General features: G+C 59.7%; 13 protein-coding genes and 1 pseudogene. 11 read left to right on the top strand and 3 right to left on the bottom strand.

What is annotated here, in order from left to right; genetic code table 11:
• Window positions 1–41: 41 nt before the first annotated feature.
• Window positions 42–875 (bottom strand): annotated as a pseudogene (locus ACR0AA_RS10900) (bifunctional allantoicase/(S)-ureidoglycine aminohydrolase).
• A gap of 175 nt (window positions 876–1,050) precedes the next feature.
• On the opposite strand from ACR0AA_RS10900, the gene ACR0AA_RS10895 reads away from it, so the two are divergent.
• Entirely contained in the window at window positions 1,051–1,407 is a 357-nt protein-coding gene (locus ACR0AA_RS10895) for a hypothetical protein (protein WP_480663079.1), read from the top strand.
• A 7-nt stretch (window positions 1,408–1,414) separates the two neighbouring features.
• Here the strand turns inward: ACR0AA_RS10895 and ACR0AA_RS10890 are convergent, their stop codons facing one another.
• Window positions 1,415–2,353, bottom strand: a complete 939-nt coding sequence (locus ACR0AA_RS10890) for a 2-hydroxyacid dehydrogenase (protein ID WP_480663081.1) — start codon at window positions 2,351–2,353, stop codon at window positions 1,415–1,417.
• A 124-nt stretch (window positions 2,354–2,477) separates the two neighbouring features.
• On the opposite strand from ACR0AA_RS10890, the gene ACR0AA_RS10885 reads away from it, so the two are divergent.
• From ACR0AA_RS10885 to ACR0AA_RS10870, 4 genes are read left to right on the top strand one after another with little or no spacing between them, the layout of a single operon-like run.
• Complete coding sequence (locus ACR0AA_RS10885) at window positions 2,478–3,713, top strand: acyl-CoA dehydrogenase family protein (RefSeq protein ID WP_480663082.1); 1,236 nt, start codon at window positions 2,478–2,480, stop codon at window positions 3,711–3,713.
• An 8-nt stretch (window positions 3,714–3,721) separates the two neighbouring features.
• A complete protein-coding gene (locus tag ACR0AA_RS10880; RefSeq protein WP_480663084.1) occupies window positions 3,722–4,528 on the top strand; it encodes a thioesterase family protein in 807 nt (268 codons plus the stop codon).
• Window positions 4,529–4,548: 20 nt separating this feature from the next.
• Window positions 4,549–5,250: a DUF1007 family protein gene (locus tag ACR0AA_RS10875; protein ID WP_480663086.1), complete on the top strand. Its 702-nt coding sequence runs from the start codon at window positions 4,549–4,551 to the stop codon at window positions 5,248–5,250.
• Complete coding sequence (locus tag ACR0AA_RS10870) at window positions 5,235–6,191, top strand: nickel/cobalt transporter (protein ID WP_480663088.1); 957 nt, start codon at window positions 5,235–5,237, stop codon at window positions 6,189–6,191. The genes ACR0AA_RS10875 and ACR0AA_RS10870 overlap by 16 nt, the downstream gene beginning before the upstream one ends.
• Here the strand turns inward: ACR0AA_RS10870 and truA are convergent.
• Window positions 6,188–6,955, bottom strand: coding sequence for a tRNA pseudouridine(38-40) synthase TruA (gene truA, locus ACR0AA_RS10865; protein WP_480663090.1), 768 nt, complete (start codon window positions 6,953–6,955; stop codon window positions 6,188–6,190). The two genes, ACR0AA_RS10870 and truA, sit on opposite strands and share 4 nt — an antisense overlap.
• Before the next feature lie 107 nt (window positions 6,956–7,062).
• Here truA and ACR0AA_RS10860 point away from each other — a divergent pair, with 107 nt between their 5' ends.
• The 6 genes from ACR0AA_RS10860 to ACR0AA_RS10835 all read left to right on the top strand — a co-directional run bounded on the left by ACR0AA_RS10860 (window position 7,063) and on the right by ACR0AA_RS10835 (window position 12,535).
• Window positions 7,063–8,478, top strand: a complete 1,416-nt coding sequence (locus ACR0AA_RS10860) for a YcjX family GTP-binding protein (RefSeq protein WP_480756023.1) — start codon at window positions 7,063–7,065, stop codon at window positions 8,476–8,478.
• Complete coding sequence (locus tag ACR0AA_RS10855) at window positions 8,475–8,930, top strand: N-acetyltransferase family protein (protein WP_480663094.1); 456 nt, start codon at window positions 8,475–8,477, stop codon at window positions 8,928–8,930. Before ACR0AA_RS10860 ends, ACR0AA_RS10855 begins: the two co-directional genes overlap by 4 nt.
• Complete coding sequence (locus ACR0AA_RS10850; protein WP_480663096.1) at window positions 8,923–9,912, top strand: YcjF family protein; 990 nt, start codon at window positions 8,923–8,925, stop codon at window positions 9,910–9,912. The genes ACR0AA_RS10855 and ACR0AA_RS10850 overlap by 8 nt, the downstream gene beginning before the upstream one ends.
• Before the next feature lie 54 nt (window positions 9,913–9,966).
• A complete protein-coding gene (locus ACR0AA_RS10845; protein WP_480663098.1) occupies window positions 9,967–10,677 on the top strand; it encodes a VIT1/CCC1 transporter family protein in 711 nt (236 codons plus the stop codon).
• A gap of 68 nt (window positions 10,678–10,745) precedes the next feature.
• Window positions 10,746–12,062 (top strand): SDR family oxidoreductase, encoded by a 1,317-nt coding sequence (locus ACR0AA_RS10840; protein WP_480663100.1) that lies wholly within the window; start codon window positions 10,746–10,748, stop codon window positions 12,060–12,062.
• Complete coding sequence (locus tag ACR0AA_RS10835; protein ID WP_480663402.1) at window positions 12,062–12,535, top strand: DUF2269 family protein; 474 nt, start codon at window positions 12,062–12,064, stop codon at window positions 12,533–12,535. The genes ACR0AA_RS10840 and ACR0AA_RS10835 overlap by 1 nt, the downstream gene beginning before the upstream one ends.
• Window positions 12,536–12,591: the final 56 nt, after the last annotated feature.

The following is a 12,591-nucleotide window of genomic DNA, read 5'->3' as shown; positions in this document are numbered from 1 at the left end:
GCGCTTCTGTGAACCCCTGACCGAAAAAAACGTTTAAAAGCCTAGCGCTTGGCCAGTGTCAGGGGCATGTGGCGGTTCACATCCTTGTACAGCAAATAGCGGAAGCGCCCCGGTCCTCCCGCATAACAGGCTTGTGGGCAGAAGGCGCGCAGCCACATGTAATCGCCGGCTTCGACCTCGACCCAATCCTGATTCAGCCGATATACCGCCTTGCCTTCCAGCACATACAGCCCGTGTTCCATCACATGGGTTTCTGCAAATGAGATCACGCCTCCTGGTTCGAAATTGACGATGTTGACGTGCATGTCATGGCGTAGATCCTGCGGATCGGCAAAGCGGGTCGTTGACCAGCGCCCTTCGGTTCCCGGCATCTCAACCGGTGGGACGTCACGTTCATTGGTAATAATCGGATCAGGTGCTGGCAGATCGGAAACGGCCTCGTAAGCCTTCCGAACCCAATGAAAACGGGCGATTTCATCGGTCCGGTTGTGCAGCGTCCAGTCGGAACCGGGCGGGATATAGGCGTAACCTCCCGTGTCCAGCACATGCACGTCTCCGTTCAGTGTCAGCGTCACCTGGCCCTCGACCACAAACAGAACGCCCTGCACCTCAGGGTTGGTTTCTGGGCGGTCGCTGCCGCCGCCGGGCTGAAGCTCCATAATGTATTGCGAGAACGTTTCGGCGAATCCGCTGAGCGGGCGGGACAGGACCTACAGCCGGGTGCCCTCCTAAAATGGCAAGTAGCTGGTGACGATGTCGCGCATCGTGCCTTTCGGAATCACTGCGTAGGCGTCCGTAAACATGGCGCGGTCGGTCAAAAGCTGGTCTTGTCCGGGGTGTCCGCCGATGGGCGCAAAGTAAGTTGGCTGTGCCATTCTATGCCTCTGGTTCGTGTTTGAGACACTATGCGGGGATCGGGCCAATGGTCTTAGCGTCAGTGTTGCGATAGGTTTGTTCGGTATTATTTGAAGGTCAGTCTGCGGGGCTTGGCCACCGTTCGCGGGCGGTATAGTCTTATGGCCAAACTTATTTCAGCAAGGCGAGAAGATCATGAAAGCCTGGATTTCACCCTTAATTGCAGTAGCTGTTCTGATAGGCGCAAGTTCCATTGCGCAGGCCAAGCCACTTTCGAGAATCATCGCCGAAATGGGGCTGAGCCCAGCGGACTTTAACGTCGTCAACGCAACGACCAATGCGATGCTTGCGGATGGTATGCCTCAGGTCGGCACCGAGCGGAGTTGGTCAAACGAAGAGACCGGATCCAAAGGTACGATCCGCGTGCGTGACGTTCGGGACAACTGCGTCCACTTTCAGTACTTCATCAAACCTGCGGGCGCGGATCAGGCGCGCGAGATCAGAACCCGCAATTGTCGGGATGCCAGCGGGAACTGGTTTCTGACGCCTTAACTAAGGATCAGTAACCGCGGTTTCGGTCGACCTCGTGCAGCAATGGGTTTCCAGCGGACAAACGCTGAAAATTCTCGGCCACGTCGGCCAGTGCCTCACCCAGATGCCAGCCTGAGACATGCGGCGTGATCGTGACGCCGGGATGGGACCACAGCGGGCTGTCTGACGGCAGTGGCTCCTTGCTGGTGACGTCCAGAACAGCGTGACCGGGCACGCCGCGATCCAGCGCTTCGATCAGCGCTTTCTCGTCGATCAGGTCTCCGCGCCCTGCATTCAACAACTGACTGCCAGGTTTCATTGCGGCCAGCATTTGTGCGTCGAACAACCCGATGGTTTGCGGCGTGGACGGCAGGATGGCACAGATATGGTCACATTGGCCCAGCAGTTCGGGCAGCGCGTCTTCGCCGTGCAGGCAGGTCACGCCTTCGATCTCCTTCGGGGACCGGCTCCACCCCATGACCTGAAACCCGATGGCCCGCAGCATTTTTGCGCTGCGGGCGCCGATATGACCAAGCCCCAACACGCCTACTACGGTGTCTGGAGTGAACAGAGGTGCCTTCGGCAACCATTCCGCGTTCCTCTGCGCCGCCTCGTGGAACGCCATGTTCCGCTGGCGGTGAAGGATATAGGCGACAAACCACTCGGCAATCCCCTGCGCGGGGGCATCTGGTTTCAGCCGCGCGATCCGAACATGTTCGGGCAGATGCGGGTTGCTGACAATCGTTTCGACACCGGCACCCAGTTTCTGCACCAGCTGCAGGTTCGGCAGCCGCTTGGGGTGGTCGTTGTTCAAACCGACCACGGCGACCATGGTGATTTCACTTGCATCACCAATCGCATCCGGCGTCCGCACGTCCGCGCCGGGGAGCGTTTTCCGGATTTCGTTGGCGATGTCGTCATCGCTTATCCAATCGGTCAGCCCGGTTTCGATCAGCAGCGCCATCATTCACCCTCATAGTTTCATTTTGATTGAGTTGACGTTCCGTCACACAGCTAGACATCCTGTCGGCAGCTAAGTCATTCTCTGGTCAAAGGTAAAGCCCGGTCTTTGGGTCTGAGGAGGGAATCTCATGAACATGTCATTCGGTCTGCGCGAAGAAAACCGCGCGTTGCTGCAGCGGGTGGCAGCGTTGATCCTGGAAGAGATCATGCCATTGGAAGAAGAGTATCAGGCCGAAATCGACAAGGGTGATCGCTGGCAATACACCGAGCGTCAGGCCGAAATTCTGGAGGGGTTGAAAGCCAAGGCCAAGGCCGCCGGTCTGTGGAACTTCTGGCTGACCGACAGCGACAAGGGCTTTGGCCTGACCACAGTCGAATATGCTTACTTTGCCGAAGAGATGGGCAAGACCCCCCTTGGGGCCGAAGTGTTCAACTGCTCGGCCCCCGACACCGGCAACATGGAAGTGTTCGAACGTTACGGCTCGGACAAGATGAAAGAGCAGTGGCTGAAACCTCTGCTTAACGGTGAAATTCGGTCGGCATACCTGATGACGGAACCGGATGTTGCGTCTTCGGATGCTACGAACGTGTCGATGTCCTGCGTGCGGGACGGGGATGACTATGTTCTGAACGGTGAGAAATGGTGGTCCTCGGGGGCGGGTGATCCCCGCTGCAAGGTCTACATCGTTATGGTCAAGACGGCAGGTGACGAACAACCCAAGCACAAGCGGCAATCTATGATCGTTGTGTCTGCAGATGCCCCAGGGATCGAGATTCTGCGCCCGCTGCAAGTCTACGGCCACGATGATGCTCCGCATGGCCATATGCATATCCGCTTTACCAACGTGCGGGTGCCAGCCGAGAACATCTTGCTTGGCGAAGGGCGTGGGTTCGAGATTGCTCAGGGTCGTCTTGGGCCGGGTCGTATCCATCATTGCATGCGTGCGATCGGACAGGCGGAATCGGCGCTGGAACAAATGTGCAAACGGTCGCTGCAGCGTGAGGCGTTCGGCAAGAAACTGGCGCAGCTGGGCGCCAACTACGATATCATTGCCGAGTGCCGGATGGAGATCGAAATGGCCCGCCTGCTTTGCCTGAAGGCGGCATGGTACATGGATCAGGGCGATGCCCGCGCGGCTGCGCCGTGGATCAGCCAGATCAAAGTTGTTGCGCCGCGCGTCGCACTGAAGGTCATCGATGAGGCCGTGCAGATGTTTGGCGGGCAGGGGGTCAGTCAGGATACTCCGTTGGCCACGGCATGGACCCACGTGCGAACCCTGCGTCTGGCGGATGGCCCGGATGCGGTCCACCGGCGTCAGGTGGCGCGGGCTGAGTTGAAGAAACATACGCAGGAAAAAGTCTGAGGTGTGAGATGGTCCTGAAACCCGACCTGAACGAACAGGCATATTTTCACTTCACAGCGGACGGAGCCTTTGTCGGCAATGACCCGGCCCGTGGGCCATGGTCGCCGGATCACTGTCACGCCGGGCCGGTCGCCGGATTGATCGTTCGCGCAGCGGAAACCGAGGTTGGGCCGGAAAAGATGCTGACCCGGCTGACGGTAGATCTGCTGCGCCCTCTGCCTTTGACGGGTTTGCGCGTCGCCGCAGAAACCACGCGCCATACCAAGACGCTGGCGACCACGCGGGTTACGGTTCACGATCTGGACGACACGTTGTGCGCCACTGCCACGACCATGCACTTAGTGCGGCGTGATTTGGGACCAGTTCCAAATGTCGCGATCCCTTCGCCTGATCTTGAAGGGGCGGTGACAGGTCCGTTCCCGATTGGCGAAACGCGTCACGATCTGCCGGGGTTCGCAAATCATTCGGACATTCTGTACCCCAAAGGTGGCAACCAGAGCGCAGGTGCAAAGACGGTTTGGATGCGCACACCCTCGCTGCTGGAAGGGGAAAGGCAGTCGCCCATTCAGGCGTTATGTCCGCTGGCTGATTGCGGCAACGGCATTTCCTGGAATGCGCCAACCACGGAAATGGGCTTCATGAACACGGACCTGACCGTTCAGATTCACCGCGAACCCGTCTCGGATTGGCTGGCCTCGCAATCGGTATCTCATTGGCAACCGTCGGGAATTGGAATGTCGCAGTCGGTTCTGTTCGATACCGAAGGGCCGGTCGGAACAGCGTTGCAGACCTTGATCTTGTTCCCGCCCAAGTAAGCTGTTTGGCCGGTTTTCGCATGACCGTGGTGAATCTCATTGCCGGGCACCAGTCAAAACCCTATCTTTCTCGCATGCGCTGGCTTGTGACCCTTTTGACCTGCTGTGTGCCGATACCGGCACTGACGCACCCGCATGTCTTCATAGACACCGGGCTGGAATTCATCGTGGATGATGCTGGTAACCTGACACATGTGCGTGTGACTTGGGCCTATGACGAATTCTATTCCCTGCTTGTCCTTGAGGACATGAAACTGGACCAGGACGCCGACGGTGTTCTGACCGAGTCCGAACAGCAGTTTCTATCGGGCTTTGATGCGGAATGGGTCGAGGGATACAACGGCGATCTGGTCGTGTTTTCAAACGGCGAGCCGGTGCCGCTGTCAGGCCCAATGGAGCCGCATGCGACGACCGAGGATGGGCGCATCGTGACCACGCATCTGCGCGCGGTTGAAGGAGGTTCCGTTCCGACCGCGGCGCTTTCGGCCAAGGCCTTTGATGAGACCTATTACACGGCTTATGAAGTTACCCGTCCGGTCACTGTTTCCGGGCCGGTGTCATGTCAGATTGATCGGTTTGAGCCTGATATCGACGGCCAACTGGCTCAGATGCAGGCTTTCCTGAAAACGCTGGACGCCGACTACGACCTTGAGGAAAACGATATTCCGCTTGTTGGCGAAAACTTTGCGACCGAGATTCGCGTTTCATGTCCAAATACCTGATCGTACCTGTCGCTATCGCCATCGGTCTGTTGCTGTGGTTTTGGGGCAGCGGCGGCTTTGACCATCTGGCCGCCTGGGCGGCCGGTGAGCAGAGAGAGTTCCAGAACCAGATTGCCCGTTCTTTGCGCGCCGCGCGGGCCGAGCAACCCGAGGCCGTCGCAACTCTGCTGACGGTCTGTTTTGCTTACGGGTTCTTTCACGCCATTGGGCCCGGCCATGGCAAGGTGTTGATTGGCGGCTATGGATTGGGTCGAAACGTGGCGTTTCTGCGCCTGTCGGCCATTAGCCTTCTGTCCAGCCTGGGGCAGGCGGTGACGGCGGTTGTATTGGTCTATGCCGGTGTTCTGGTGTTCCAGATGTCTCGCGAAAGTCTGGTGGGGACGACAGAACAGGTCATGGCACCTATCAGTTATGGCGCCATTGCGGCGATTGGATTGTGGCTGATATTCCGGTCCATTCGCAGTTTCGTGCGACGTCATCGAAGTGAAACGGCGCATCATCATCACGATCATCATCACGACCACGAGCACAAGAACGATCATGGCCACGAGCATCATCACCATGATCATGAGGTCTGTGCGGATTGTGGCCATCGCCACGGTCCTTCCGCCGAAGAGGTGGCGAATGTCAGCAGCCTGCGAGAAGCTGCGCTGCTGATTTTGGGCATTGCAGCGCGCCCCTGCACCGGAGCCCTGTTCGTCCTGATCCTGACCTGGCAAATGGGCATTGCGATGGTCGGAATAGCTGGCGCCTTTGCCATGGCGCTGGGCACGGCGACGGTCACGACTCTGGTCGGGTGGACGTCGTTCGGTTTGCGCGGTGGTCTATTGGCTTCAGCGTCTGCAACGCGGTTTGCGTCGGTGCTTGCGCCTACGATCGAGTTGGTTGCAGGGTTGCTGATCGCCGTTATCGCAGGTGGCTTGCTGCTGCGCGCGATCTAGTCGAAGACTGGTTCTGGATATCCAACCCGAGCCAGGTACAGCCCCTGCGGCGGACAAACCGGCCCACAAGCCGCCCGGTCGACCGCTTCCAGCGCATCCCGCACGTCTTCCGGAGACCAGGCCCCAGCTCCGACACGTTCCAGAGTCCCTACGAAACTGCGTACCTGATTGTGCAGAAAGGAACGGGCACGGACATGGAAATGCACCTCGGGACCGGAAAACCCCTGAACCTGTTCAACGCGCAGTTCATCCAGCGTTTTGACCGGGCTTGCAGCCTGGCAGATGGAAGAACGGAACGTGGTAAAATCATGCCTCCCGATCAGCATATCCGCTCCTGCCTGCATCGCGTCGATATCAAGCTGGTGATTGATCTGCCAAACCTGTCCGGCGTCATGAGTTGCAGGAGCGCGGCGCATCAAAATGCGGAACAGGTATTGCCGCTCCAGCGCCGAAAACCGGGCATGCCAGTCATCGTCCACCCGAGCGGCCTTTACGATGGCCACGGGCTGCGGTTTGAGATGATAGTTCAGAGCTTCGGACAGGCGGAACGGGTCCCATTCCTTGACCAGATCGCAATGGGCAACCTGACCCAGCGCATGCACCCCGGCATCTGTGCGCCCTGCCGCGGCAATGGTGTGATCACCAGGCTGAATACGTGACAAGGCCTGTTCGATTGCCCCCTGAACAGACGGCAATTCCTTTTGCCGTTGCCATCCGGCAAACGGTTCACCTTGGTATTCGACTTTCAACGCGTATCTGGGCATGGGCTGCTGGTAACGCGCTGCGTCGCAACGGGCAAGGGTGGGAAAGCGCTGGTATGTGCGGCGACCTCTACCTATCTTGAGCGAAACGAAAAAAGCGGGGCGACAGTTTGGTCATCTCATCTCTGGCAGACAGTCTGGTGCGCGGTATCGAAACCGTGGGCGACCGGGTGTCTGAAACACTGTTTGAGCCGGTTATTCGACTGGGCGTCACCGGGCTGGCGCGGTCGGGGAAGACGGTGTTTATCACGTCTTTGGTCGCAAACCTGCTGGATCGTGGGCGGATGCCGGGTCTCGTGGCGCAGCAAGAGGGGCGGATCAACGCCGCCTACCTTCAACCGCAACCGGACGATACGGTGCCGCGTTTTGACTACGAGAACCACCTGGCGGCTTTGACCGGACCGCAACCGCACTGGCCGGACAGCACACGCGCCGTGTCGGAATTGCGCTTGTCTTTCAAGGCCCGCCCCGCCGGGTTGTTGTCGGGCCTGCAGGGGCCACGAACCATCCATCTGGATATTGTGGACTATCCGGGGGAATGGCTGCTGGATCTGGCGCTGTTGGATAAATCCTATGAGGTTTGGTCGACAGAAACTCTGGAACGCATTGCAGATCGATCTGAGGCTGCGGCGTTTCTTGCGCAAGTAAAGGCGATTGATCCTACTGAGGTTCACGATGAGCCGAAGGCGCAAGCGGTGGCCAAGGATTTTGCCGAATACCTGCAGTTGGCACGCGACGCTGGGTTCTATGACTGTACACCGGGGCGCTTCTTGCTGCCAGGCGATCTGGCGGGGTCTCCTGTTTTGACCTTTGCACCTTTGCCGGTCGACGGCCACGGCCCGCGGCGCAGTCTGCATCGTGAGATGGCGCGACGCTACGAAGCCTATAAGTCTCAGGTCGTGAAACCGTTTTTTCGCGACCACTTTGCGCGGATCGACCGGCAAGTGGTCCTCGTCGATGCGCTGGGTGCGATCCATAACGGCCCGCAAGCGGTTGAGGATATGCGCCGGGCGATGGCGGATATTCTTTCGGCGTTCCGGCCGGGGCGCAACGCGTGGCTCAGCCAGTTGTTGTTGGGAAAACGGGTCGAGCGCATCCTGTTCGCCGCCACCAAGGCTGATCATCTGCATCACCTGCAGCATCACCGCCTGACCAACATCATGGAGGCCCTGACCCGCGAAGCCCGCGACCGTGCCAGCTTTGCCGGGGCCGAGACCGCTGCGTTGTCATTGGCATCGCTGCGGGCCACGACCGAGGAAATTCGCAACCACAACGGGGTCGAATTGCCCTGTGTGCGAGGCACTTTGCTGGACAGTGGCAAACAAGCGGCGTTCTACCCCGGTGATCTGCCCGAAGATCCGACGCATTTGCTTGGCCCGGCTCGAAACGGGGCGGACAACTGGCTGGGCGAGGATTATGGGTTCATGGCGTTCGCGCCAGCCCACCTGACCTTGCGTCCCGGCGACGGCCCCCCCCATATCCGTTTGGATCGCGCTGCGCAGTTCCTGATCGGAGATCGGCTGTGACCGTCATACTTCGCCCTGCCCGCAGCACGGATGCCGGTGCGACTGGCGAGATTTTGCACGGCTTTGCCCTTGAAAACGAGTGGATGCCTGAACTGCATACACAGGCGGAAACCATTGCATTTTGCGGCCGGATGATTGACTTAAATTGGGTGACCATTGCGGAAACGGATCAAGGTGTTGTCGGCTTTCTTGCGCTCAATGGCGCAGAAATCCATTCTCTGTATCTGATACCCGACGCGCGAGGGCGGGGGGTAGGTCAAAAACTGCTGGAGCATGCCAAGTCACGCCGCTCGCACCTGTCGCTGTTTGCCTTTCAGGCAAATCTTCCAGCGAGACGGTTTTATGAGCGCAATGGCTTCGCAGAAGTTGCGCGCAGCGACGGCGCTGAAAACGACGAGAATCTGCCGGACATCAAGTATGTCTGGAACAGTGAAGGAGCAGCAGATGGCTAAGGGCCCGGTTCTGATTGATCTCGACTCGGATGAACCCGCTGCCGACGTGTCGCAAGCGCCACCGGTGCCGGATGTTGCACAGCCGCAGGGGCAGGCGATGCAGAGTGCGGCGCGGCTGGCGGCCCGCAGGCCCTCGGCTTTGTCGCGTTGGTTCTGGGGGTTGGCCTTGGCGGTGGTCGGCGCGGTGGTTTCGGTTGCCGCGTGGGACTTTGTCAACTCACTGCTATTGAGGGCACCAATTCTGGGGTGGGCCGTGACCGGATTGTTCGCCGCGTTGGTGCTGGTTGCTTTGATTATTGCTGTTCGGGAGTTGGCGGCAATCGGGCGGCTGTCCCGAGTGGACGGTATGCGACAGGCGGCGGATAGCGCCTTGGCCGAAGACGATCTGGCGCAGGCACGTACGGTGACGAACCGGTTGATTGCGTTCTACAAAGGGCGCGATGAAACCCGCTGGGGCCGCGACCGGCTGTCCGAGCGGATCGACGAACAATTCGACGCCTCAGGACTGTTAACGCTGGCGGAGGACGAGCTTTTGGCCCCGCTGGACGCCGCCGCCAGCCGAGAGGTCGAGGCCGCCGCACGGCAGGTCGCCACCGTGACCGCGCTGGTGCCTCTGGCGCTTGCAGATGTGGCGACCGCGCTTGCGGCCTCGTTGCGGATGATCCGGCGTATTGCCGAAATCTATGGCGGGCGCGCAGGATTTCTGGGCAGCTGGCGCCTGACGCGTGCGGTGTTCGTGCATCTTGTGGCGACGGGGGCCGTGGCTGTTGGTGACGATCTGCTTGAGCCGGTTCTGGGTGGTTCAGTTCTCAGCAAACTGTCGCGCCGGTTCGGCGAAGGGCTTGTGAACGGTGCGCTCAGCGCCCGTGTCGGGGTCGCCGCGATGGAGGTCTGCCGGCCGTTGCCCTTTTCCGACCGGCACAAACCGTCCACCCGGAGCATTATTAAGCGCGCTTTGGCCGGGTTGTTTTCCAAAACTTGACCTGACGCAAAGTCCTGCAGTCTGCTACCGAGTATAACACCGCCAGAGCCAGCCATGACCGACCACGGACACAGCCAGCAGGAGATCGCCGCGCGGATCAACGCCCCCCCGGGCCGGGGTGTTCTGCGGGATGTGGTTTATGGCGGCATCGACGGCTCGGTGACCACTTTTGCCATCGTTTGTGGCGTTGCGGGTGCGGGGTTGTCTCCGTTTATCATCGTGGCGCTGGGGCTGGCCAATGTGTTGGCCGACGGGTTTTCCATGGCCGCAGGCAACTACTCGGGCACCAAGGCCGAACTGGACAACATCCGCCGAATTCGGACTATCGAGGAACGCCATATCAAGCTCTATCCCAAAGGCGAATGGGCCGAGGTGCGCGAAATCCTCGCGCAGAAGGGGCTGTCAGGCAAGGTTCTGGACGAGGCGACGGACGCGATCACTGCGGATCGGGAAAACTGGATCAACCTGATGATCGAAGGCGAATACGGTCTGGGCAGCGTCGATCCAAACCCGTTCAAGGCTGCGATGGCGACGTTTCTGGCGTTTCTTATCGCCGGAATGATCCCGTTGTTGCCGTTCCTTCTGTCTGCGGATCAAGCGTTCCGGATCTCTGCCTTTATGACACTGGGCGTGTTCTTTGCGATCGGGGCGCTGAAAAGCCGTTGGTCACTGGCTCCGTGGTGGCGATCCGGTCTTGAAACGCTGCTGATCGGTGGCGCGGCTGCGCTGATCGCGTACCTCGTGGGGTCGCTGTTTCACCCCTAGTGGCCAGAAGTGTCGCAGGAGCGTCGGCAAGTCTGGTCAACGCGGCTTGAACCGTTACTGTGCCGGTGATGCAACCTGTTTCGATCTTTGAAAAAAACGTACTTGTTCTGGGCGCATACGGGTTTATCGGTACCGCCGTGACTCGGTCGCTTCTTCGCGGCGGTGCGCGTGTTTCGGCGTTTGTGCGCAGCGTGAAAACGGGTGCTCAGGTCTTGCCGGGGATGCCCACGGTGCAAGGCGACCTGCGCGATTACACGGACCCGCAGGATTGGCAGGACGCGCTGGCGGGTATCGACTGCGTCGTGAACTGCGCGGGCGCATTGCAGGATGGGCCGTCGGACGAACTGGAATCCGTTCACCACACGGCTATCGCCGCTTTGGGTCTGGCCTGTGCCCAACGGGGAATCGCGGTCGTTCAGGTTTCGGCGATTGGGGCGACTGCGGACGCTGATACGGATTTCATGCGAACGAAGGCCGCCGGGGATGAGGCGCTGAGGTCCAGCGGTGTTCCGCTTTGGATACTTCGACCGGGTTTGGTTATCGGGCAATCCGATTACGGCGGCACGGCCCTTTTGCGCATGCTGGCGGCTGTGCCCCTGGTTCAGCCGGTGGCTTATCCCGAAACGCCTGTTCAGTGTATTGGAATGCCCGATCTGTGCCGCGCGGTCGAGGGCGCCGTTGCGGGTGAACTACCGCAAGGCACTTATGACCTGATCGAAGACGAACCACAGCCTCTCGTGCATGTTCTGGCCGAGACACGCCGATGGTTGGGGTTTCCTGCCGCGCGCGTGACGTTGGCACTGCCTTCAGTTTTGACGCGCTTGGTTGCCAGCGGCGCAGATGGGCTCAGCCATTTGGGATGGCGCTCGCCCCTGCGCAGCAATGCGATGCAAGTGATGGAAACGGGTGTTGTCGGCGACCCTGAACCTTACCGGATGGCTGCCGGCCACGCGATCGCGCCTTTGAAACAGGTCTATGCCAAACTGACCTGTTCGCGAGAACACAGGCTGACAGCACGCATGACGCTGTTGATGCCGCTCGTTGTGGGTGTTCTCAGCCTGTTTTGGGTTCTGTCCGGCCTCTTTGGTCTTTGGGGGGTCTCTGCGGCGGCGGGTGTTCTGACGAATGCGGGGTGGGGGTTTGCTGCCGCGCTAGCCAGCGTCATTTTCTGGTCTTTCGTCGATATCGCGTTGGGGTTGGCCATTCTGTGGCGGCCATGGGCGGCGCACGCTTGTTTGGCGCAGTTTGGCGTCGCCGTGCTCTACCTCGTGGCAGCGACACTTGTTGTTCCCGAGTTTTGGGTCGATCCATTAGGTCCGTTGACCAAGATCTTGCCCACGATGACATTGTCTCTGGTCGCCTGGCCCATGTTGCAAAGCCGATGATGGACCCTGATCTGATCCTGCGCTGGTTGCACATTATCGGGGCCTGCGTCCTGTTGGGCACCGGTGCCGGGATCGCGTTTTTCATGCTGATGGCGCACCGGTCGGGCGATCCGCGTTTCATAGCGCAAACCGCGGGTGTGGTGGTTTTGGCCGATCTGGTGTTCACGACAACGGCTGTTATCGCACAGCCGGTCACAGGTGGCCTGCTGGCGTGGCGGTTGGGGTGGTCTCTCGCCGATGGATGGATCGTCCTGTCACTTGTCCTTTACGGTGTGACGGGCCTGTTCTGGCTACCTGTCGTCTGGATACAGACCAGACTGCGCGACCTTGCTCGGGCGGCTGCAGAATCCGGCGATCCATTGTCTGCGTCCTACCATCGGCTGTTTCGGATCTGGTTTGCCTGCGGTTTTCCCGCATTCGCGGCTGTGCTGGCGATCGTCTGGCTGATGATTGCCAGACCAACAATCGGCTAGGGCCAGATCGCGCCGATTTGCGTGCCGCACAAATTTCATGTCATTTCGGGCTGTTG

The sequence above is a fragment of the Ruegeria sp. CE8 genome, assembly GCF_056537465.1.
The sequence above is the reverse complement of the archived record's forward strand: the minus strand, read 5'-3'. Positions and strand labels throughout refer to the sequence as shown.